The organism is Caballeronia sp. RCC_10, from assembly GCF_041360715.1.
GTDB lineage: Bacteria > Pseudomonadota > Gammaproteobacteria > Burkholderiales > Burkholderiaceae > Caballeronia > Caballeronia grimmiae.
In genome coordinates this window covers 203,992-226,446 of the sequence record NZ_JBFUPT010000008.1, presented here as the reverse complement: position 1 = coordinate 226,446, position 22,455 = coordinate 203,992, and the positions used below count along the sequence as shown (strand labels likewise).

The window sequence follows — 22,455 nt, the reverse complement described above, 5'->3', positions numbered from 1 at the left end:
GTGCGTATTAGGAGTCGATCGTTGATGCTTACCAGGAAGAACTCATTTGGACGGATCGACCGTCCCTTCCTTGCCCGTGTACGGGTTCACATTTCCTTTCGACGACCAATTGTCGTACTTTGTATCGTTGGGATTCGTCTGCTGGTGGCCGGGTACGTACGTCCCGTTGCTGCGTGTGTACCCCTTCACGTAGTGCTCCCCCGTTCCGCTCGAGTGGTAACCGCTGTGACCTCCGGAGTAGCCTCCACCGCGCGCAAAGGAAGTCACGGAAATCGCGCACAGCGCGAAAGCAATCATGGCCTTAACAATCATATTGGTCCCCTTCGAGCTATAAGTTTTGTTTTGCCGGCGTCAACAAAGTCCGGCGGCTTGTGAAAAATCAAGTCAACTACATTAAAACCGCTGCACCGTCGTCAATCTATCCGACCCGTATCCGCAATGTGGGAAAGCGCTGCTTGTTGGTCGACGTACCAGCGAACAAGACAGTCACGGTCGTGGCACACATTTTCACGATAGTTCCACTGCTGTCGCGTGCGTTCCTTGAACGCGCTTTTGTCAATGACCGCCGCTTTCGCCTTGACGAAAAGCGACGCGAGCTCGACGTCACGCGACGCAAGGTCACCGTCCGAACAAATCAGCCTTTCCGCGTCTGACTTAGCTTTCGCGCAGTCAAAGCTGGGACCGGTCGCGGCAGCAAGTGCGACCGCAGGTGTTGGACCGATTGAGGAGGACGGGTTGAAGTTCACCGATTGCGCAGAACCATCCGAGACGGGCATCGCTGTCTCGACAAACTTCGGCGAATCGTCCCTCTTCGTGAGCACGTACTTGCCACCGGAATACTGATAAACGTGGTCCGCCACGTACACGGCCTTTCCTGGCAGGCGATAGGAAATCGCAACCTTCACATCGTAATGTGAGGGGTTCTTCCCCTTGATAAAAGTCGTTTGTGCGAGCAACGTTTCCTGATCAGACGTACCGGTATCCCCATCGTCTATCACACTAACAAAGCTACCTTCCTTGTTTCGCACAAACGCTGTCGTCGATACTGTTTGATAGCCTTGATGCATGTCGTCACCGCCCACCACCAACGCGTACAAGTCATCTCCGGCTGGTACCCAATCGAAACGGTCTCCTACTGAGCCCATTGCTCCCATCGAAGCGACGTAAGGGTGATTGGACTCAACTTTCCACTTGTCACCGTCCTTCGCGAAGACGGCGACACCGAGTAGGCCGGTACACGCGTGACAGCCGCCGTCTTCGGGCATCGAGTCGGTTACCAATACCTTCTTGGTCTTCCCGCCTTCTGAGAAGTCGAACGTTGCGACGCCCTTCACGCGCATCACGCCTCCAGCGGGCAACTGGAGGTTTTCACGCCACGCCAGATCAGACGGAACAGCCGCATCTTCCCATCGTGCAGCACTGCTCGACTGATCGTACGGACCGTACAGCAATTCGAGCGCCGCAGGTACATTGAAGTTGCCTGCGATTGACCTCGAAGCCATCGCGATTCCGCAAGCCGTTGACATCAACTCGGCCATGCCTGGTTCTGACTTTGCGCTAACCGTGCCGTCGTTACCGGGATACTCTTTCTCCGCGGTGCCGTCGGCACGATACTGAGTACCCGGAAGTCTCCGAGTCGCGTCTCGGCAGTTGGTGGCAACATCAAAGCGTGCGTAGCCCTGCGGGAAGGCTTTCAACGCATGGATGACGTAGTTGCTCCCGCTTCGGGCGATGTCAGAAGAGTTAAACCACAACTGGGCAGCATCTCCGGAGGCGCCGACCTGCTGGTATCCGGGATACGAATCACTCGGTGGACCGGATGCCGATTTGCTCCCATCCTTTCCGCAAGCACCTAACCCAAGTGTGATCGCGACAATGGTCGAGCCGATCCGAACGAATCGACGAGGCGACGAGAGAAGTTTCATGCCGTCGCCACCTCGTGCTTACGTTCCGAAGATGCGTGGATCTTTTCGTTCGATTGTCGCAGTGACCGTGTGTTCCGTTCAATTGCGAGAAGAACAAGAACAAGACTGAAAAGCGCGACGAGAAGGAGCCCGCCAGCCGTGACCTCTGCAACGACCTTTAACGTCTCCCATTTCTGCGCATTCTTCGCAGCCGCAGCCTTGTACCGGTCGCTTTTCACTTCCATGTATGAGTTGATCGCCCCAACGACGTCAACCTTCTTGGCCTCCGCCTCGGCGACGACTGCACCGAGTTCGTCAAGATACGCTTGGCGTTCAGCAACAGGCGCGTCGTCGAGGTGATGCCTGAGCACCCTAGCATTGTCGCCGGAAACATACTTCTGAAGCGCGAAGGGTATCTTGTAACCTGCGAGCGGACTTTCGTCCGGTCCTTGCTGCCCCGGTGGCCGTGCGCCCCTCGGACCAGCGACCTCTTCCGGCTTGCTCTGCGCCGCCTTTAACGGCTCGACAATCTCTTGCGGCTGTACCTTTGTGTCAATCTGTTCCTGCCAAACCGACACGCCGTAAAACACGCCGCCGACGATGATGAGGAGAAAGGCCGTCACACAGATCAGTGCGACGCCACGCGTGATGTTGAAGAGCGCTTTTCGCTCGAAGCCCTCGACGATGCTCATGGTCTACCCCGGATAAATTTTTTAATCTTCAATGCGAACGCGATTAACGCGCAAATAATATATCCATTACGACCAACTGACTATCGAATGCACGTGGCAGTTTTCCAACGATGTACTGAGAAGATTTCCTCTGCTTAGATTTCTACCACCACGAGGACTGAAGTCTCTTGAAATCTCTAAAGTTCCTTGAGCCAATGCCGTAAACCACCTCTTCAATAAGACGATGCTCGGTCTACCCCGTGCAAGGCCTGCGACCGTGGGAGTCGTTGCGCTCGCGGCTCATGGGTGGCGGGGGCGGTGGCACGAACGACAACTCGTACAAAGGCAATTGCCAATACGACTGGCAGACCGCGGCAGATGGGTCGCGATGCGGATTAAGATCTGCAGAGTCGCGGCCGGGTGGGTACTGAGCACGACTGCTTCGATTAGACGCCATCCTGGCCGCTCGGGTCTCGTTCTCGGTGAGCGACCTAGGTACGCACCGCTCGAGCAGGGAACCTCAATGGACCATCTTTCGCCATCGAAGTTGGGCGGAGAGCTATGCGTAGCGCAACTCCATCGATGTGTCGCGCTGTTGAGGGCACACGAACAGGATCCATTGATGTCCAAAGCTCCCGACCTCGGCCGATGCACGGCTCCCGTGCGATAGCGGTCGTCCATCGGGCTCGGTTCCCAGAAAGAGTGCCGAACTAACCCGGATTCGGCTTTGGAGGACTCGCGGTTTGTGCCCACAACAGCTCAGTCCCGGACAGATTTCCGCGGTATGCATCACTAGGTTGGACAGGGCTAGGCGTCCGCGGCGCCCTACTCTGATATGAAGCGGGCCCATATTTTGCTGCATTGCAGCATTGGTACCCATCGGAGATCGTGATGCGCTTCTCTAGCCCTGTCGTGGCGTCCATCCGTATCGCTTCACGGTTGATGTATGCAAAGTTCGAGCCGTCGAACGGGCAGCTCCGTGTCACGGAGGGATCGAAGGTGCTCCATACGCTGAAGCCTCCCGACTCTTGGCTCGCTATCGCGTCGGTCAGCGGGTCGAGCGGATGGGGCACCCACCCCAGCGAGTTCGATCTGCAAGCCTACTTAAAAGCGTATGCGGCTTCGCTGCCGGACAATACGGCGCCTTGATTGTGTCCACCGGTCGGCCCCGCCGCACGGTCGTCGACTTTGGCAGGCACTTCGAAAGCCGCACGCTTGGGGAACTCGACCGGACCGGGCTGTGGGCCACAACCGGCAGCCGCGCTGCTCAAGATTGTGCGTGGGACAGTCGTCACAAAACCTGACTCGTCCCGCGCCGCGCCCCATTATGGTGGCTTTACGGGCATTGCACCCTTGTTACGTTTGTTCCCGATACCCGACAACATGCGGAGCGCTCAAGGGCTTACTGACTGGCACCGGCCCCCACTCCAGCCTTCTTCTGCGCGTTCTGTACATCTTGCGGATAGTTCGGGTCGCTAGCTCTCGCTGGATTGTAGCCAGCGTCCTCAAGCTTCTTCAGTTCTTCATTTTTTTTCGCGCGGGCTCGCTTTCTCGCAGCCTTTCTGCGCTTTTGTTGCCGATGCCCTGGCGCCGGCCTGGTGGCGGCCGGCCCGGTATCCTGCGCAAACTAATACTGGGCCATCGAAGCACTAACAGCGGCTACGATCAAAGTTGAAGCAATGGTTGCGATTTTCGCTTTCACGAGAACTCCTCAATGAAGAACACTCATGTGAGCACGACTGTAGAAATAAGTCACCGACCGGTCGTAAAGACCCCGGTCCGGTCGGCATTTCGGTACTAGACCTTCACCGCAATGGACTTGGAATCCGATAGTCCGAGCCTACCTTCCAGCGAGGCTCGTTTGCCACCGAAGACGAGAACTCCGCGCCTCCCATCAAGGGGGCCGCGATGCACCCCCTAAAGTTTCACGGCCGCTCGGCCCAATTCGCTGAAGCAATGGAAGTCCCGCCAGCAATCAACAACGCGAAAGCGATCCCCTTCTGCGTCGCAAATGCTGTCCCTTTTGAGAGTCTGGGCCTCTCTCCATTAGGTCATTTGGGACAGCAGTTTATCGAGCATTATGGGGTAGTCACGAATCCGGGCACCCGTTGCATTGTAGACTGCATTAGCGATCGCAGCACCAACTCCGCAGAGCCCAAGTTCGCCGACGCCCTTTGCTTTCATGGGTGAAGACGTTGGGTCCGTCTCATCAAGAAATACGACCTCCTGGTGAGGGATATCAGCATGAACTGGAACCTCATAGCCAGCGAGATCGTGATTAACGAAAAAGCCATATCGCTTATCGACAACTAGATCTTCCATCAGTGCAGCACCCACGCCCATGGTCATTGCGCCAATTACCTGACTACGTGCCGACTTCGGATTGAGGATTCGTCCCGCCGCACATACGGCCAACATGCGTCGGACACGAATCTCGAGCGTCGCGGCGTCGACGCCTACTTCTACGAAGTGCGCGCCAAAGGTGGACTGCTGATAGCGCTTCGAGAGGTCACCATATTCCATCGTGTCCTCAGCGACGAGATCGCCTGCTGCTGCGGCCTCAGAGAGCGCGACGCGACGACCGTTTGCCCGAACATAGCCGTCAGCGAAGACCGCATCGGCGCCTGAAATGTTCAGCCTCTTGGCCACCGCTTCCCGAAGCATTACGCACGCCGCATAGACACCTGCGGTCGAGCTGTTGGCACCCCACTGGCCGCCCGAACCAGACGAGACTGGGAAGGTCGAATCGCCAAGACGGACCGCGACCTTTTCGAGCGGCAAGCCCATCATTTCAGCGGCAGTTTGCGCGATGATGGTATAGCTTCCAGTGCCGATGTCCGTCATGTCAGTCTCGACAGTGACCGTTCCCCGCCGGTCAAGACGTACCCGTGCACCAGACTTCATTGCGATATTGTTGCGAAACGCGGCGGCAGTGCCGACCCCTACCAACCACCGACCGTCGCGAGTCTTCCCGGGTACAGGGTTGCGCTGGCCCCAGCCGAATCGCTCTGCACCGACCCGGAAACATTCGACAAGCTGGCGTTGGGAGAACGGCCGATTAGGGTCTTCCGGATCAACCTGCGTGTCATTAATCGAGCGAAACTGGATCGGATCGATGTTCAGCTTCTCCGCCATTTCGTCGACTGCGATTTCGAGGGCCATTAGACCGGGCGCTTCGCCCGGCGCGCGCATGGCATTGCCTTCAGGCAGATGAAGCGTTGCCAGACGCATGGCGGTCATTCGGTTTGGTCCCGCGTAGAGCAATCGGGTCTGTCCGACAGCGGTCTCTGGATTGCCATGTGGCTGATCTCCAGACCAGCTTTCGTGGCCAATCGCAGTGATCTTACCGTCGTTGGTCGCGCCAATCCGGATTCGCTGGATCGTTGCAGGGCGATGCGTGGTGTTGTTGAACATCAGCGGCCGTGTCAGTGCAACCTTTACTGGCCGTCCTGCGGCCCGCGCACCGAGCGCTGCGAGGATCGCGTCCGCACGCACGAACAGCTTACCGCCGAAACCTCCTCCGACGAAGGGCGAGATTAAACGCACGTTCTCACGTGGGATTCTGAGCGTCTTCGCAACGTCCCCAGCACCCCACGAGACCATCTGATTCGAAGTCCAGAGAGTCAATCTGTCGCCGTTCCACTTGGCAATTGACGCATGCGGCTCCATCATGGCGTGGCCTTGGTCGGGGGTTGTATACGTGGCGTCGAGCCGGACGGGTGCGGTGGCCAATGCTCCTTCGAAGTCACCTACGGACGTTGCAGGCTTGCCCCAGTACCCGCTACCTGCTATCGGCGCGGAATCCTTGGCGGCAGCTAGGTCAAAGTCGCCGTCTTCGCTTCTTACGTAACGAATTACGATTTTCTGCGCGGCGCCCCGTGCCTGCTCGAATGTATTGGCGACGACAAGAGCGACTGCCTGATGGTAGTGATCGACATCAGGTCCAGCAAGCAACTTCACGGTGTTGTAGTCGCCCTTATCCAGCGGCCCGGCGTTATCCGCAGTAACAACCGCTATAACCCCCGACGAGGATTTCACAGCGCGAAGATCCAGCGACGCGATACGGCCTTTGGCAATCGAGGCGCCGACTACGAAGCCGTATGCGACGTTGCGCATATCGTCGTGCCATTCATACGCATAGGTCGCTGTACCTGTGACCTTGCGGCGCCCGTCAATGCGATCGGTGGCACGGCCAACGTGCGTGAGCTGATCTATTGGATTTTGCCCGGCGGGCGTATCGAACTTCATAAATCAGCTCCTTGCTTCGGTCATCACAGCGTCAAGCGTGCGCTCGACGAGTTTTAGCTTGTAGGCATTGCCGCCAGTCGGCTTGGCACCAGACATAAGGTGCGATGCAACAACGCGCGCACCTTCCGGCATCTGTGCCTCAGCAGCTTCCACTCGCCATGGTTTGGGAGCGACTCCGCCCAGCGCGACACGTCCAGTTCCGTCGTTCTGCACAATCGCTGCGACCGACACCAAAGCGAACGCATATGAGGCGCGGTCGCGCACCTTGTGATAGATCTGTTTGCCACCTATAGGCTTCGGCAGCGTGACACCTGTAATGAGCTCGCCTGGACGAAGCGCGTTTTCGAGATGCGGAGTGCTTTCCGGCAATCGATGAAAGTCAGCGATCGGGATCACACGCGTCGACCCATCGGAGCTCACCGTCGCGACGGTCGCATCGAGAGCCCGCATCGCGACCGCCATGTCGCTGGGATGCGTCGCGATGCAAGCGTCGCTGCCACCGATAACGGCGAGCGACCGGCTTACTCCGCCGATTGCAGAGCAGCCACTGCCCGGCGCACGCTTATTGCAAGGCATATTCGTGTCGTAAAAGTAGGGGCATCGTGTACGCTGCAGCAGGTTGCCGGCAGTTGTCGCCTTGTTGCGCAGCTGACCCGATGCGCCCGCAAGCAATGCGCGCGACAACAGCGGATAATCTCGACGCACACGCGAATCGGCCGCCAGATCGGTATTGCGAACTAGTGCGCCGATATGCAAACCGCCGTCTGACGTCGTTTCGATACGGTCGAACGCCAGCCCATTAATGTCAATGAGATGAAGCGGCGTTTCGATCTGCAGCTTCATGAGATCAAGGAGATTCGTTCCCCCGGCGATGAACCTAGCGCCAGGCTGGCGGGCAGCGGCGGCCGCGGCCGCCGGTGTATTCGCACGCTCGTAGGTAAACGGCCTCATAGCTGACCTCCCGCGACTTCCGCTATTGCTTCCGCGATGTTCGAATAAGCGCCGCAGCGGCAGATGTTGCCGCTCATGCGCTCGCGGAGCTCCATATTCGTCGCACGAGGTGCAGCGACCAAGTCCGCGCTGACATGGCTCGGGATTCCCGCCTTGATCTCGTCAAGTACGGCTACGGCCGAGCAGATTTGCCCGGGCGTGCAGTAGCCGCACTGGAAGCCATCATGCTTAACGAACGCGGCCTGCATCGGATGAAGTGCCGACCCGGTACCAAGACCTTCAATCGTCGTCACGTGATTCCCCTCATGCATAACCGCAAGAGATAGACAGGAGTTAATGCGACGGCCGTCGACAATGACCGTGCAAGCGCCGCATTGTCCGTGGTCGCAGCCTTTCTTGGTGCCGGTCAGATGCACATGTTCTCGTAGCGCGTCAAGCAAAGTCGTGCGGGTATCCAAAGAAAGTCGATGCTGTTGCCCGTTGATGAGCAGCGAGACGGTTGAGACAACTGCGTCCGTTCCGCTGTGTTGCTCTTGAGCCGCCCCTGCTCCAGCCGTTACCGACATAATGCCTACCGATGCCGCGCTAGAGCCGGCCATTTTGAGAAGAGTTCGTCGACTAATTCGGAACCCGCCACTTTCCTCTGCAGCGTCGTCACCGACGGGTTTCGTGTTGCCTGCCTTTTCAATCATGATTTCCCCTTTGAAGCTACCAGAGCAAACGCACACTATAAGGCCACATCAGTCGCTGATTAGTGAGAACCGTGCATAGGCCTCATGAACCGAGCGAGCAATCACTCGCGGGGACAGAGAGGGCCCGTCAAAAAGGGGTAGGAATGCGGAGCCCGACGGTCAGTCGCGAATGATGAACAGGCCGACTGGCTGTCACGGCTCTGCGCGATTGCCTCCTTAGATCAGGCGCATTCTGCGAGACCATCTGACTAAGAGACCCCCATCTTCCTGTAGCCCGCGCGACTCTTGACCCGGGCTCCCAGGGTGCCCGCGCCGGTAGAACGTTTGCCCGCAACGGAACCCACATGGTCCGGGATAGACGGTAGGAAGCCTCGCTGTGTGTACAGCAGATGTTCTGCGCCACTCCTGGAAGCGCCCCAGCTTACCCGCTGAAGGGCCCTGGAGCGGCGGACGGTCCGAAGGGTCCGCAGCCAAGCAAAGGAGTCACGGCCCGAGTGACGCATCCCCCTCAGAGGAATTTACGCGTGACGTGGCGAACAAAAAGTTTCGGCCTAAACAACCGGACTCTCGAGCACGCCAATCGCATCAATCGACACGCTCACCCGATCGCCCGGGTTCAGATACTTCGGCGGAGTGAAGCCAAGCCCCAATCCAGCTAGTGTGCCCGTGGCGATGACATCGCCCGGATCAAAGGAAATCGAGCGACCGATTGTTCTTATCAGCGTTGGGATATCGAAGATCAACGCAGAAAGACTGGCTTTCTGACGAACCTCAGCTTGGCGCCCCCTGCGCAGCGACAGCGCGCGATGTGAGGTAGGTCAGCCCAGCGGACGCCATCAGGACGGCCGCGCTCGCAGCAAAGGTCGTCCGGTAGCCGCCGCCGTCGAACAGCAATCCCCCCACAGTCGAGCCTAGGGCGATGGCCAACTGGACCACCGCCACCATTAAGCCGCCTCCCAGCTCGGCGTTCTCTGGCATGGCCTGCGCGACCCACGTCCACCATCCCACAGGAGCAGCCGTGGCAACCAACCCCCACATCCCCAGCAAGGCGGTCGCCGCGGCGACGCCTGCCCCGAAGGGAATCAGGGACAAGGCGATCACCGCCATGAAGACCGGGATCAACATGAGCGTGCGATAGAGGTCACGCTTGAGAAAGACACCGATCAGCGCCGTCCCGATGACGCCGGACATGCCGATCGTCAACAGGATGAGCGACAGAGTTGAGACCGGCGTGTGGGTCACGGTTTCAAGGAAAGGCCGCACATAGGTGTACAGCGCGAACTGCCCCATAAAGAAGGCGCCGCAACCGGCCATGCCGAGGGCCACTGCCGGCGACTTCAACAGGCTCAGGACGTTGGCCGATCCACTGCGCCTAGGCGCGGCCTTCATGGCCGGCAGGCTGATCCACTGCCAGGTCAGCACAACCGCCGCCACCGGGATCAGGCAGAAGAACGCCCCTCGCCAGCCGATGAGCGAGCCAAGATAGCTACCGAGAGGTGCAGCGACCACGACGGCCAGCGCGTTGCCGCCATTGAACACCGCCAGAGCTTTAGGAACCTGCTGCTTGGGGACCAGCCGCATGGCCGTTGCTGCGGATATGGACCAGAAACCACCAATCACCACGCCGATGAGCGCGCGCCCGACTAGATAGGTCGAATAGTTGGGAGCAAACGCGACGACGGCGCCGGACACGGCCATCAGCACCGTCATAGCCAGCAGCAGAGTCTTGCGATCCAGACCGCCGGCGATTGCCGCGACCGAGAGACTAGTCAGCACTGCGAACGCGCCGGATATGGCGATGCCCTGCCCGGCCATGCCTTCTGTCACATTCAAATCATGAGCCAGGGGTGTCAGCAGGCTCACCGGCATGAACTCCGATGCGACCAGCGCGAAGACGCACAGAGACATTGCGACGACGCCGCTCCAGTAGGATCGCTCTCCTGCGAGGTCTTGACTGCAGTCAATGCTCGTCGAGGCGGTTGCTTGTTGGCCTTTCATCAAATCCTCATAGTCATTCTCTAGCAGAATAAGGTGTCGTGTTCGCCCTCGCGGACGACTTGGGCGTCACCTGGGCGCAAACCGGACGCCACCTTTCTAATTCAGTTGTCCTTGCCTATTTGGTCCATCTCGGTGGCGTTCATACGCAGCTTCAGAAAGATACGTAGTGGTCCAGACGCTGGCTCGCAGGGAATTTAGCCGGCGTCACAACATCGATGTCCCGCAATGGGCGCCCCCGGACTCTTCAAAGTCGTAAGGGCCCTGCGCGTTGCGTGTAATCCCCGCGTTAGGTACATTAAGGGTTTTCCCGAGTCTGATTAAGTACCCGTGGTCAATTGATCTTATTAGCAGGATTCATAAATCGAGTAATGACTGTCACCGCCCCTCAACCACAGTCCACGCCCGAGAGCTTCATTTGCACGAAATCTCCTATAACCCGACTACGTAACGCGAGATGCCACGAGAAAACCTGAACGACATTCTTGTCTTTCTCGCAGTCGCACGCGAGAAAAGCTTTACCCGCGCCGCTGCAAAGCTCGGTGTATCGCAGTCCGCCCTGAGCCATGCCATCCGAGACCTCGAAGCGCGTCTCGGTCTGCGCCTTTTGACACGAACGACCCGCAGCGTTTCGACCACCGCCGCAGGCGAAGAATTGTTTCGAGCGGTCGCTCCAAGGATTGAGGAGATCGACGCCTGCCTGACCGCTTTGGCCGATTTTAGAGACAAGCCCGCAGGGGTGATCCGAATTACCTCGACCGACCATCCAGTCGAAACGATAATCTGGCCTAAGCTGAGAAGACTACTGCCTGCATACCCCGATATAAAAGTCGAGGTCACCGTCGACTATGGCCTTTCCAACATCGTGGAAGAACGTTATGACATAGGGGTCAGGTTCGGTGATCAGGTCGCCAAGGACATGATTGCGGTACGCATTAGCCCAGATATACGAATGGCCATCGTTGGATCACCCGCTTATTTTGCGACGCGAACCAAGCCTAAGACGCCCGAGGATTTGCTAAACCACGATTGCATCACGCTGCGCATGACGACGACAAAAGCGCTGTACGCCTGGGAACTGAAAAAGGGCAAGCGAGCAACGCAAGCACGTGTCAGCGGTCAAGTTACTTTCAATACCGAGCCGCAGATGTTGCGCGCAGCGCTCGATGGATTCGGGCTGGCATTCATCCCTGAGGACTCGGTGATTGAACATATTCAGAAGGGGGAGCTCGTGAGCGTCCTCAAGGATTGGTGTCCTGTCTGGCCTGGATACCACGCCTATTATCCGAGCCGCCGTCAGACGTCGCGCGCTTTCTCTCTCGTACTCGACGCGTTGAAACACCGAGCGTAGCCCCCCTACAACTGTCGTCAAAAAGGGGATGAGGCGAAGTAACGTCAGGCACCGTAAAGTACGCGCCCAACGGGCGCCTGGCGATGGGCGCCGTCGGTTCTAATATCGCCCTAAGATCAAGCGCCGAGCTGTGTCGCGACCTTCTCCAGCGTTATCGGGAGCTCACGCACCCGGACCCCGGTGGCGTGATGGACAGCATTCGCGACGGCTGCTGCCAGATCGGTGATGCCAATTTCCCCAATTGCCTCTTGCGCCGAATTCGTTAAGATCTACGTCCGGATAATCCAGAAGCAGTACGTCGATCTGCGTTGGTCTGCGCGAGCGGGTCCACGTATTCGGCATAGTTGTTGTTCGAGGGGTACGCCGTACGCGAGTCGTACTCCGTCGCCTCAAAGAGCGCCATTCCGATACCCATCACCACGGCACCCTCTACTTGGTTGCGCGCCGTGAGCGGATTGATCACACGCCCAACGTCAATGGCGCTAACCTCGCGAGCGACTCGCAAGCGCGAGATGCCTGGGTCCCATCGCACCTCGACAAAGTGCGCGCCAAACGAGCGGAACGAGAACTTGTCAGTCGGCGTGCCGCGGGTATGCGCATATCTCTCCGCGTCCGCCAGTCGTTGCCCTTTCAATACGGAAGTGAAATCGACCTCTCGCTTGCCGTCGGTGAGCCGACCTGCTTCGAATCGGATATCAGCCGCTTTAGCTTTCGGGGAAGGGCCCGAGGGCGAAGTCGCATAGGTTTTGAGTTGGTCGACAGCGTTGCGCGCGGCTTCCCCAATCGCCGGCAACAAACTCGCCGTGACCCACGAGCCTCCCAAAGCGGCGCTGTCGGATAGCTCGTTTCGCCCAACGTCACCTTGATTCGCTCCAATGGCAGACCGATTACGCTTGCGACGGCCTGGGCGGCGATCGTGTAAGTGCCCGTGCCAATGTCCTGGACCGCACACGTGACAGTTGCAGTACCATCACTCCGTAGTTGCACACGAGCCTCAGCCGGCGTGCGGAAAGCATCCCAATTACAGGCGGCAACTCCGTAGCCAATAAACTCGTTCCCGTTGCGCATTGAGCAACTCTTGGGGGTACGATTCTTCCATCCGAACTTCTCGGCCCCCTGCAAAATTGCTTCGCGAAGGTGATTGCTGGACCAAGGAAGGTCCTTGCTTTCGTCAATGGCGGAAATGTTCCTGAGACGGAATTCCACCGGATCTTGACCTACCTCGAGCGCCAGTTCGTCCATTGCGGACCCCAACGCAAACAGCCCTGGAGCCGCCCCGGGCGCGCGCATCGACGTTGGCGAGCCACGATTTACTTTTGTCATCTGGTGAGTGACGTGCACGTTCGGGCACGAGTAAAGACTCTGCGACGCAACGGCACACGTCTCCGTGTACTCGTCAGTAAGCGACGTCGTGTTGATAGCCTCGTGACGAAGCGAGGTCAGTCTGCCCTGCGCATCTGCCGCCAAGCGCATGTGCTGCAGCGTTTCCGGACGATGGCCGGTCGTTGTGAACATTTGCGCCCGAGGAACAACAAGCCTGACTTCCTGGCACGCCCGTCTAAGGCGCTAAAGCGCCAAGACACGGATAAATCGCGCCAGACGGCCTACGGCCGCCCGCCGCTCAACCGTGTGCCTGTGGGCACCGGGCGAAGCCTTACAGCGGCTTGTGTGACCTCCTAAAGCTTGCAGAAAAGGGGGTTGCGGCACGTATGTGCAATTTGGGCGAGCGGAGCGAGTCACGCCGTAGGCTCCACGTCGCGAGGGGCCCTGTGGTCAGGGTGGGGCAAGTCGCAGGCTTGTCCCGGCCTGTCCATGGGGACGCGTGTGTACCAAGCCGCATTGACGCTGCGTTTTTTAGGGCATACCGTCTGGGAGACGATTCCACTTCTGGGCAATGCTGCCATGCGCACGCTTCGCGATGAAGAAGACGACCTTATTTTGGCCGACAGGCATATTGCCGAAAGTAATGAACGCGTTGCCACGCTAATTCGCCTGGTTGAGAGAGAGAAAGAAGCTGGTCTTGACGCAGCCGAATGCGAGAACCTCGTCTACGTGATGCAGGACGTTTTAAAGACATTTGTTGAGCATCGCCAGCTCATCATTGAAAAAATCCCGCTCCTGCGGCGGCAGGTTAGCAGACTGGGTGACGAGTGAAATTCAGGAGTACGCCTGCTCGTTCGCCCGAGCGTCGTGGAGTGCATGGTGCCGCCCGCCGTGCTGCCTGAAATATGCCTCTATCCGTTCCGGATTGAGCCTGTTTCCGATGTGCTCGCATTTCCAGCCGCCGGGCATCTCCAGTTGATCGGCGCCTTGACTTGATAAAGGCCGTCACTTCGGTTGTTTCGGAATGGATTGAATGACGCTCGAATCGCACTCCGAACGGATCAGACAGCGCGATGCTGTGCACAAAAATACGTCGCCCTTCACTCACTGAAAAAATCAACCTCTTCACCCTGTTCCTCATGGAACGTCGGCCTGTGCATAATCCGCTTCATACCCGCTGGGCAGCTCGATACCGCGATTGTTAGGTGTTTCGTCCCGGTTCGACCGCCTTCGCTTCAACAGCGACAGCTTTACGTCCTCGCGCGGCGGGCTTCACCGGGATGCTTCGACCGTATTCGTTCCACCATTCTGTCAGCGCCTCCATTGTCGGCCCTAAACCGCGTGCCTTTGCCGTGATCTCATACTCGACGCGGGGCGGCACTTGCGCGAACACTGTTCGCGACACCAGCCCGTCCGCTTCAAGTTCACGCAACTGTGCAGTCAACATGTGCTGCGTGATGCCGGGAATTGCCTTTCGAAGCTCACCAAATCGATAGACCCGCTGGTTAAGCAGCCACATGATTTCTAGCTTCCATTTACCGGAAAGCAACGAAAATGCACGAAGCATCTCGTCGTGCATGTTGACTTCTTCCGTCTCGCCGGTCGCATTTTTCATAGGGGACATAAGTCTTCCTGATGCAGAGTTACACTTCCTACGGAAGGTCGATACAAACTAACGTTAGGAAAACGATTGCTCTCGCGGCGTGCCCAGCGCGGTTACTGCCTCTCTCTTCTCCTGGCCTGCAATGTGATGCGAAGCCACTTATTAGTATGGTTTTTCATACTAAGCCGCATTTAATCATCCTACTTGCTCATCTCGATATTAGAAGACATCCTTTCGCAATGCATTCTAACTTTGTGAGCTCGTTCATGCCTGAAAACTACGCATACTGGATCAGCACGGCTCTGCTCGCATCGCTCTATCTCGCCTCTGCAACGCTGTACATCGCAAAAAGGGATTGGGTGCGGCAGACCCTTGTCGAACTGAACTATCCCGCCTCTTACCTTGTGCCGCTAATGATTGTCGTGAAAGTCCTCGGGCCGCTGGCAATCCTTTGGCGCGTAAGCGTGCCGCTGAGTGATCTGGCCTATTCCGGCATTTTTTTTCACCTCCTGCTGTCCGGGTCGGCTCACCTTGGCATTCGTAAGCCGAAGGGGGCGCTTCCCTCCGCCATCGGCCTTCTGCTTTTAGTCGTCTCGTTCACTACACAAAACGCCGCCCGCGACACCCCTTCACCCTATGCGCAAACGTGGCAGCACAGCCAAATAATCCTCAACTGAATGGAGAAATTCATGGCTCGACTGAATGGAAAAGTAGCAATAGTAACCGGTGCCGGTCGCGGTATCGGCCGAGCTACTGCGAAACTACTCGCTGCAGAGGGCGCAAAAGTGGCCGTCCTCTCACTTACCCCCGCGAACGTGGAAGCCGTCGTAGCGGACATCACAGCGGCTGGCGGCACAGCGATTGGCATACCATGCGACATCGGGAATGCAGGCGAGGTAAAAGCGGCAGTGGATAAGGTTGCCGCCACCTACGGCGGCATCGACATTCTCGTCAATAACGCCTTCGATCCAACAGCGCCGTTCTCGTCCATTCTCGAGCTGTCAGCAGAGCAACTGCAGCGAAATTTCGACTTAGGTCCTGTCGCCTACCTCAGGGCCATGCAGGCGGCCTACCCTTATTTGAAGAAGAGTGGTGAAGGACGGGTCATCAACTTCGGCTCGATGGCTGGCGTGATTGGCCTCGTGGGTTACGGTCCTTACAACATGGCAAAAGAGGCCGTCCGTGCCCTCAGCCGAACCGCCGCCCGTGAATGGGGCGCCGACAAGATAACCGTGAACAACGTTTTGCCAGTCGCTGAAACATGGGGGCCGGACGCGAACGTCCCTGCACCGACCAATCCGCTCGGTCGCTACGGATCGCCTGAAGAAGACATTGCCCCTGTCGTTCTGTTCCTTGCGAGTAAGGATTCTCAGTTCATCACGGGGTCGAGTCTCACTCCGGATGGCGGCTCCATCATCGACAGCGCACGTTGAGCTGGTGTGCAGCCCACTGATGTTGCTGAGCCATCCCCTCTCTGCAACCGCCCCGCAAGGAAGAATGATCATGAAGATACACGCTATCACCATCGATACCGCGAACCCGCAGAAGCTGGCTGCGTGGTGGTCGGATGCCCTCGGAATCCCGGTTGCACAAGATTACGGCCGGATCGTCCAATTAGCGCCCTCCCCGGCTATACCACCGCTACAGTTTCAGAAGACGGTCGGCCTACCTACGCAGCACAACAGTGTGCATCTCGATTTGAAGACGCCCGACCTCGACAGCGATACCGAACGCCTAGTGGCGCTCGGTGCAATTGTTGTCGAGCAGTTCGAGCTGCCTCAAATCCGATATACGACTCTCACAGATCCCGACGGCAACAAGTTCGACCTTGTCGCTGAATAGCAGGGATACAGAGACAACGGGTGGGATTAGGCGCACCGTCCCGCCTGTCGGTTCCTACTCGTGCCCGACGCGTCCTTTCGGCAGTGTAGGCTATTCTTGCTTATTTAGAATGGGCCTATGCGGATCGCGCATCTGCTGAAACGCCAACAGGCGTTATCATCCGTACTGAAGTCGCGGACTGTTTGCAACAGCTCAGAACTTCGCTTTCTCACGTCGTCGCATTACGTTGAACCCCGCTCCGAAACATGATTCGCAGGTTCCCTTGAAGCAAGCGTCAATCCCTCCGTTCCTTCGGCGATTTCTCGCCGCTTCCACCATTGCCTGTCTGACTACCGCAGGCAGCGCAATGGGTCAACCGCCGTTGAAGCTCGAAGCTGTTTCCTGGTTGCTTGTCGATGGAGAGTCAGGCCAGACGCTCACCGAGCACAACGCGGATGCAAGGCGACAGCCCGCCTCTCTGACGAAGTTGATGACAGCCTACGTGGTACTTGACGCTCTTAAGCGCGGTCTCGTCCGGTGGGATGAAATGGTCACAGTGGGCCAAGCTGATGTTGGCGATGTTGGGGGTGACGAAGCAAAGATGTATTTACACGCTGGACAACGACTTACTGTCAAAACTCTTGTTCAAGGCCTCATCGCAGCGTCTGCGAACGATGCTGCGCTGGTATTGGCGGAACGGATAGGCGGCTCATTCGGTGGCTCTGAGATGCTTATGAACGCCAAGGCTCGAGAGCTCGGTATGGAACAGACGCATTTTTCGACTCCGTCCGGAATAACAACACCCGGCAACTATTCCACCGCGCGGGACTTGTCGATCTTGGCCGTGCGGCTGACGAAAGAATTCCCGGAATATTATGCCTTCTCGTCGGAGAAACACTTCAGCTTTGGAAAGTTCAAAAAGCGGAACAAGAACTGGTTGCTGTCTCAAGACCCTTCCGTCGACGGCATGAAGACAGGGCATACTGAGGCAGCTGGTTATTGCATCGTTGCGACGGCCAAGCGAAAGCAGACATCCCCACCAATGATGCGCCGGGTTTTCGCAATAGTCCTCGGCGCGCCCACGGCGCCCGACCGGATAGCAGGCGCACGGAGTCTCCTTGATTACGGTTTTTCCGACTTCATCGACTATCCAGTTGTCGATGCTAAAGGTCAGCGCGTCGTGACTCGCGGGAACGACGGAAGCTTGCTTACGGTGCGCAGTTCTAGCCGCATCTGAAGAGTCGCTGCCGAGTAAATCCGTATACTGAGCGACGCCCATGTACGGCCCGCAACGGAAGGATGCGGGCGTCCGCCTCCCCTGAACGCCGCATAACCATGTAATGTACTAACGAGGCTCCGCCTCAGACCGACGAGTGGTACGGGTGACTGCGGAGCGCTGGCGGTGTAAGGTGGCTCCGGTCGAGCCGGCTGGGACGAGCCCAGCGATGTACGAGCTCGAAGCTCAATGGGTCCGAAGACCCGTGGACGACCGGAGCCAGTCATGACGTTATCACAGCGTGTGTGCGACGTTTTGCGCGCTCACGTCGTGCTCGAGAGCGAGTGCATCGACCGAATGTACCTGAACGTGTACGTGCCACAGTTGCAGCGCATGGGCGGCGTGGTGTGGTACCTCCGCGGGCATCTGGGTCAGCGCTTCGCCTCGACCGCGACCGTGGCGCCCAAGACCGTGGCCTTCGTGGCAAGCGTCGAGAAGTTTGTCGCCGAGCAAGGTGTGGATCTGGTGAGCTTCGGCAAGCACCAGCGCAAGGACGACATCACCCAGCAGTATCTGCAGCGGTTCGACGCCGACGAAGGAATTCTGTACGTCGGCCGCGCGCAGGAGAAGGCGCGCGTGGTGCGCACCGAGCGGCGCCGTTGTGCACGCACCGGCATGAGCTATCCGTGGGTGGTCGAGGGCAGCGCGATGGTGAACCACTACTACTTCTACTGCGTGGACGACGACTTCGGCCCATTCTTCCTGAAGTTCTGTTCCTACTTTCCGTACAACGCCAAGCTGTGTATCAATGGCAACGAGTACGCCAAGTGTCAGTTGCGCAAGCGCGGCATCGCCTTCGAGGCGCTGGACAACGGCATCCTCTCTTGCGAAGACCCCAAGGCGCTGCAACGAATCTGCGATGGACTCGACGCGCGCAAGATTGATCGGCTGCTGCGCAAGTGGCTGGCACGGCTGCCGCATCCGTTCGAGCGCCACGATCGAGCCGCGGGCTACCGCTACGCGCTGTCGATCCTGCAGGCCGAGTTTGCGCTCACCCAGGTGCTCGATCGACCCGTGACGGGCCGCGTCTTCTTCGGGCAGGTCATCCGCGAGAACCTGGATATCGGACGCCCGGGCCAAGTGCAACTGATCTTCGATCGCCGCGTCAATCGGCGCACCCCGGGGCGCTTTCGCACCCGGGTGATTACCGAAGGTGTCGCCCCTTCGCTGCATGTGGACTACAAGCGTTCACGCATCAAGCAATACCAAAAGGAAGGTCAGGCGCTGCGTACCGAGACCACCATTAACGACACTCGCGACTTCGGCGTCGGACGAATGCTGCGCAACTTGCCCGAGTTATGCCGCATCGGCTTTGCAGCGAATCGGCGCATGCGCGAAATCGAACAGATCAGCCACGACTGTGCATTGGGCGAAGACGCGTTTCAGGAGCTGCAGCGTGCGCGCCTGGTTGACGGACAGCGCGCAGCGGCGCTGCGCTTTGCCGACCCGAAGGTTCAGGCACTGCTACAAGCGCTGGTGATGTTCGTCTTTGTCGCGCGCGGCTTTACCAATCAAGATCTGCGACAAGCCTACGGCGTGCTGCTGGGCCTGCGTCCCGGCGAAATCGGCCCAGGGCGCATGAGCTGCGACGCCTGCGCCTGCATGGCCTGATCGAGCGAGTGCCCAAGACCCACCGCTATCGGCTCACAAACCTTGGGCTGCAAACGGCACTGTTCTACACGCGTGTGTACTCGCGCATCTTGCGCCCGGGCCTTGCATTGGTTAGCCCTCAGGCGCCTGCGGAGTCGCCAGCGTCTTTGCAGCGCAGCTTCCGCACCACCGAGCAGGCCATCAACATTTGGTGCGATCAGGTCAAAATCGCCGCGTAAAAATTTGACTCGACTGCTACACGATCATTTCAGTCAAGGAATTTAGGCTAGTGTCGGGGTGTTGGTCCGCAAGTGGTTCCACAGACTGTCCAGGAAGTCGCTGCGATTAGCCGAATCACGATAGACGCGGAGTTCTACCCGCATCGTCCATCCAGCCGATCCAGCAGGCACCAGTTGGGTCGGCCCCCGCAAACACCGGACATGCGGCAACGCTTTAATTTTGAGGTAGTCTTCTGCCTATGGTGCGACACGAAGCATGAGGCTCGTCGTTGAGAGCGCAGTGTGTGTCTGCTTCATCATTGTCCGGTCGTGCGGACATGTTTCCGCGACAGTGGACCCGTTGTGCGACCAGCGGTAGCCTAGGAAAGCATCTTTCGTTGGTAACGACGCTGGATGAAGCCTTTTCGACAACGTAGTCCAACTGTATGCGCCGCCGCGAGGTGACGCATAGAGGCTCTGAGCAGCGACGGGGCTAAGACGCAAGGCTGACCGGTATGGGTAACACATGTGAATCGCTGATAAACGTCGTCAGGAGAAGGATGCCAAAGCTGCTGTCAGGCATTAGCCAAACTGGTGCGCGGGTGGATGCTCCGTTCATAGGTCGGAGCACGTCGTCGAAATCCCCGCCGGCGAAAAGGCGGACCCTAACCCGGTCGTGTGATGAAACGGGAACGTGGTAAGCCCGTACAGTTGCCCACGTGGCAGATGAACCGAAAGGCAAGTCGTTGACTGTGCGGGTGTGAGAAGACGGATAAAGGGAATGCCGGGCTGTAATGGTCCAGATAGGGGTTGCAACATTACCCTACGCGAAAGCGGGCAGACTTCCGTCCGGTGTTCCAGCGCAAAGCTGTCGAAAGACTTCGTAGAGGGAAGCATGAGAGAGCATCGTTCGCGGTGTCTGCGCCCTCCGCTTCGGTGGAAGAATCTCCGCAAGACGATGCGCAGGCGTCAGTTTGTAGACGCCGGTCACACAGGCGTGCGGCTTTGGAATGCTTGAGCCGTATGCAGGGAAACTTGCACGTACGGTTCTTAGGGGAGGCTGCAGCGGCGACGCTGCGGCCTTACCCAATTTTAAGCCTAGTCACCACGTGGAACCACTATGTCATCCATCCGAGAGTCTTCCACGGCCTTCAGTTCAACGTATTAGCAACAGCTTGGATCTCCCGAGCGCTCCACCGGGACAGGTCTGTACCTTTTGGAAAGTATTGTCGTAGCAGTCCATTCGTGTTTTCATTCGTTCCGCGCTGCCATGGGCTTTGCGGATCGGCGAAGAATACCTTCACGCCGGACTCAATAGTGGAACGGGCGTGATCGGACCCTTCCTTCCCACGATCCTACATCAATGATCGCCACAGTTCAGCAGGCAAGTCAGTTACAGTCTTTTTAAGTGCGTTGGCCATCGTGACAGCCCCGTAGCCGGCTAGCGCAGGCCCGTTTTTTGTGCGCGGAATGGACCCATAGCCTTTCAGGCAAATGCACGAGCATTGTGAAACGGCTTGATTTTCCACAGCGTACCGATGGCAGATCGGTTCAGGCCAATGAGCAGGTCGCCTTCCCAATGGCCCGGCACCGCACGATCTTCCGCCTCTGCGGGCCGACTGGAAATCATCACCTCCTCGCTGACGTGCGCCCACGCCTTGGCACGCGCTCTCGCTCGCGGAACGCGCAAGGCTCGCCCGGTGCGCAGCAGCCCACCAACTCACGCTTGAGCGCGCCGCGCCCCTGAATATAAAGCGCTTGATAGATAGCTTCGTGAGAGATGCGCATGGATTCATCATCCCGGAAATCTACCTGCAACCGATTAGCAATTTGTTCAGGTCACCAACCATTGACCCACTTTCGGTCCCCGCAATGCGGTTTATTACGCCCCTTGAACGGCGTCTGCCTGGGCCCGTCAACTTTACGACCGTCAGCGTCACGTACTTTGCCCTCCAAGCGCTCCTTTGCATATTGACGTAGCTCCGCATTAGTCGCCAGTCTCGATGGCTTAGGTCGTTTAGCGAATCGTTCTGCCTTCCACTGCGCAACCGAAGCACGACACTCGAGGCATCCGTTTCGAGTCGCAGCATTGCGCGTTAGTTCTCGTGATACGGTTGACGCACTTCGTCCGATACGACGGGCGATCTCGCGCACCCCGAACCCCTGGACAGAGAGCAATGCTATCTCTTCTCGCTCAGCGAACGACAAGTATCGACCAGCGATAGGTTTGGACATGAATAGTGGCGTGCCGCCACGATAGCGGAACCAGCGCGAGCCTACCGCTTGAGATGCGCCGACCGCCTGCGCTGCTTTCTCGCTCGTGATGCCGGTCGCGATGTGTTGCCAAAACCGACGCTCGGTCTCATGCCCAAGTGACGGCGCCCCCGGCGAGTACATCGCTGCTCGTCCTGTCAACCGATACACCTGCTTCGCGCTTTTCACCATGCAACACCATCTCGATTAAAGGTGTTGCGACGACCAGTTGAATCCGCCTTCGCAGCCTTGATCGCTATGGTGAATCACTCCAGCGGGACGTCGTTGCGCGAGAGGCATATCGAGCGCCCTGAGCATCAGCTCCGTGTACAGGTGATTCGACATCGCCCAACCCACGATCCGGCGGCTGAACACGTCGAGCACCACCGCGAGATACAGGAACCCTTCGGCGGTCGGCACGTAGGTCGCATCCGCCACCCACAGTCGATTGGGCTCGTCGGCGCTGATGTGTCGTTGCACCAGATCCGGCGCGGGCCGTGCGTTGGGCTGCCGCCGTGTGGTAGAGATCCGTATGCGGTCAATTAACGACGCCCATCAG

Annotated in this window: 15 protein-coding genes and 3 pseudogenes; 7 read left to right on the top strand and 11 right to left on the bottom strand. The window is 58.2% G+C overall.

Annotated elements, in window-relative coordinates:
• Positions 1-413: 413 nt before the first annotated feature.
• The 7 genes from AB6804_RS16860 to AB6804_RS16830 form a co-directional block, all read right to left on the bottom strand.
• A complete protein-coding gene (locus tag AB6804_RS16860) occupies positions 414-1,925 on the bottom strand; it encodes a lysozyme inhibitor LprI family protein (protein WP_370887393.1) in 1,512 nt (503 codons plus the stop codon).
• Positions 1,922-2,596: a hypothetical protein gene (locus tag AB6804_RS16855; RefSeq protein WP_370887392.1), complete on the bottom strand. Its 675-nt coding sequence runs from the start codon at positions 2,594-2,596 to the stop codon at positions 1,922-1,924. The genes AB6804_RS16860 and AB6804_RS16855 overlap by 4 nt, the downstream gene beginning before the upstream one ends.
• A gap of 2,025 nt (positions 2,597-4,621) precedes the next feature.
• Positions 4,622-6,823, bottom strand: coding sequence for an aldehyde oxidoreductase molybdenum-binding subunit PaoC (gene paoC, locus AB6804_RS16850; RefSeq protein WP_370887391.1), 2,202 nt, complete (start codon positions 6,821-6,823; stop codon positions 4,622-4,624).
• A gap of 3 nt (positions 6,824-6,826) precedes the next feature.
• Positions 6,827-7,774, bottom strand: a complete 948-nt coding sequence (locus AB6804_RS16845) for a xanthine dehydrogenase family protein subunit M (protein WP_370887390.1) — start codon at positions 7,772-7,774, stop codon at positions 6,827-6,829.
• Positions 7,771-8,466 carry an aldehyde dehydrogenase iron-sulfur subunit PaoA gene (gene paoA, locus AB6804_RS16840; RefSeq protein ID WP_370887389.1) on the bottom strand — a complete coding sequence of 232 codons (696 nt, stop codon included), beginning with the start codon at positions 8,464-8,466 and terminating at the stop codon, positions 7,771-7,773. Before paoA ends, AB6804_RS16845 begins: the two co-directional genes overlap by 4 nt.
• A 551-nt stretch (positions 8,467-9,017) precedes the next feature.
• Positions 9,018-9,209: a fumarylacetoacetate hydrolase family protein gene (locus AB6804_RS16835; protein WP_370887388.1), complete on the bottom strand. Its 192-nt coding sequence runs from the start codon at positions 9,207-9,209 to the stop codon at positions 9,018-9,020.
• Positions 9,210-9,237: 28 nt separating this feature from the next.
• Complete coding sequence (locus AB6804_RS16830; RefSeq protein ID WP_370887432.1) at positions 9,238-10,374, bottom strand: MFS transporter; 1,137 nt, start codon at positions 10,372-10,374, stop codon at positions 9,238-9,240.
• 544 nt (positions 10,375-10,918) lie between these two features.
• On the opposite strand from AB6804_RS16830, the gene AB6804_RS16825 reads away from it, so the two are divergent.
• Positions 10,919-11,812, top strand: a complete 894-nt coding sequence (locus tag AB6804_RS16825; protein WP_370887387.1) for a LysR family transcriptional regulator — start codon at positions 10,919-10,921, stop codon at positions 11,810-11,812.
• Between the two features lie 262 nt (positions 11,813-12,074).
• Here AB6804_RS16825 and AB6804_RS16820 read toward each other — a convergent pair.
• Positions 12,075-13,327 (bottom strand): annotated as a pseudogene (locus tag AB6804_RS16820) (xanthine dehydrogenase family protein molybdopterin-binding subunit).
• A 309-nt stretch (positions 13,328-13,636) separates the two neighbouring features.
• On the opposite strand from AB6804_RS16820, the gene AB6804_RS16815 reads away from it, so the two are divergent.
• Positions 13,637-13,966, top strand: a complete 330-nt coding sequence (locus tag AB6804_RS16815) for a hypothetical protein (protein ID WP_370887386.1) — start codon at positions 13,637-13,639, stop codon at positions 13,964-13,966.
• 370 nt (positions 13,967-14,336) lie between these two features.
• On the opposite strand, the gene AB6804_RS16810 is transcribed toward AB6804_RS16815, so the two are convergent.
• Positions 14,337-14,759, bottom strand: a complete 423-nt coding sequence (locus tag AB6804_RS16810) for a winged helix-turn-helix transcriptional regulator (RefSeq protein WP_370887385.1) — start codon at positions 14,757-14,759, stop codon at positions 14,337-14,339.
• Positions 14,760-15,004: 245 nt separating this feature from the next.
• Here AB6804_RS16810 and AB6804_RS16805 point away from each other — a divergent pair, with 245 nt between their 5' ends.
• From AB6804_RS16805 to AB6804_RS16785, 5 genes are all read left to right on the top strand, one after another.
• A complete protein-coding gene (locus AB6804_RS16805; RefSeq protein WP_370887384.1) occupies positions 15,005-15,415 on the top strand; it encodes a DoxX family protein in 411 nt (136 codons plus the stop codon).
• A 12-nt stretch (positions 15,416-15,427) separates the two neighbouring features.
• A complete protein-coding gene (locus AB6804_RS16800) occupies positions 15,428-16,171 on the top strand; it encodes an SDR family NAD(P)-dependent oxidoreductase (RefSeq protein WP_370887383.1) in 744 nt (247 codons plus the stop codon).
• A 70-nt stretch (positions 16,172-16,241) separates the two neighbouring features.
• Positions 16,242-16,580, top strand: coding sequence for a VOC family protein (locus AB6804_RS16795; RefSeq protein WP_370887382.1), 339 nt, complete (start codon positions 16,242-16,244; stop codon positions 16,578-16,580).
• A 361-nt stretch (positions 16,581-16,941) separates the two neighbouring features.
• Positions 16,942-17,796 (top strand): D-alanyl-D-alanine carboxypeptidase family protein, encoded by an 855-nt coding sequence (locus AB6804_RS16790; protein WP_370887381.1) that lies wholly within the window; start codon positions 16,942-16,944, stop codon positions 17,794-17,796.
• A gap of 264 nt (positions 17,797-18,060) precedes the next feature.
• On the top strand, positions 18,061-19,446 hold the full coding sequence (locus AB6804_RS16785; RefSeq protein ID WP_370887380.1) for a hypothetical protein: 1,386 nt from the start codon (positions 18,061-18,063) through the stop codon (positions 19,444-19,446).
• Between the two features lie 1,351 nt (positions 19,447-20,797).
• On the opposite strand, the pseudogene AB6804_RS16780 reads toward AB6804_RS16785, so the two are convergent.
• Both AB6804_RS16780 and AB6804_RS16775 read right to left on the bottom strand, forming a co-directional pair.
• Positions 20,798-22,088, bottom strand: a pseudogene (locus AB6804_RS16780) (IS30 family transposase); the annotation flags it as partial.
• A gap of 48 nt (positions 22,089-22,136) precedes the next feature.
• Positions 22,137-22,418: pseudogene (locus tag AB6804_RS16775) on the bottom strand (DDE-type integrase/transposase/recombinase); the annotation flags it as partial.
• Positions 22,419-22,455: the final 37 nt, after the last annotated feature.

Coding starts and splice junctions, on each gene's coding strand:
- paoC (WP_370887391.1), bottom strand. CDS start 6,823: ATGAAGTTCGATACGCCCGCCGGGCAAAATCCAATAGATCAGCTCACG.
- paoA (WP_370887389.1), bottom strand. CDS start 8,466: ATGATTGAAAAGGCAGGCAACACGAAACCCGTCGGTGACGACGCTGCA.
- AB6804_RS16860 (WP_370887393.1), bottom strand. CDS start 1,925: ATGAAACTTCTCTCGTCGCCTCGTCGATTCGTTCGGATCGGCTCGACC.
- AB6804_RS16845 (WP_370887390.1), bottom strand. CDS start 7,774: ATGAGGCCGTTTACCTACGAGCGTGCGAATACACCGGCGGCCGCGGCC.
- AB6804_RS16855 (WP_370887392.1), bottom strand. CDS start 2,596: ATGAGCATCGTCGAGGGCTTCGAGCGAAAAGCGCTCTTCAACATCACG.
- AB6804_RS16805 (WP_370887384.1), top strand. CDS start 15,005: ATGCCTGAAAACTACGCATACTGGATCAGCACGGCTCTGCTCGCATCG.
- AB6804_RS16825 (WP_370887387.1), top strand. CDS start 10,919: ATGCCACGAGAAAACCTGAACGACATTCTTGTCTTTCTCGCAGTCGCA.
- AB6804_RS16830 (WP_370887432.1), bottom strand. CDS start 10,374: ATGTCTCTGTGCGTCTTCGCGCTGGTCGCATCGGAGTTCATGCCGGTG.
- AB6804_RS16810 (WP_370887385.1), bottom strand. CDS start 14,759: ATGTCCCCTATGAAAAATGCGACCGGCGAGACGGAAGAAGTCAACATG.
- AB6804_RS16800 (WP_370887383.1), top strand. CDS start 15,428: ATGGCTCGACTGAATGGAAAAGTAGCAATAGTAACCGGTGCCGGTCGC.
- AB6804_RS16785 (WP_370887380.1), top strand. CDS start 18,061: ATGACGTTATCACAGCGTGTGTGCGACGTTTTGCGCGCTCACGTCGTG.
- AB6804_RS16795 (WP_370887382.1), top strand. CDS start 16,242: ATGAAGATACACGCTATCACCATCGATACCGCGAACCCGCAGAAGCTG.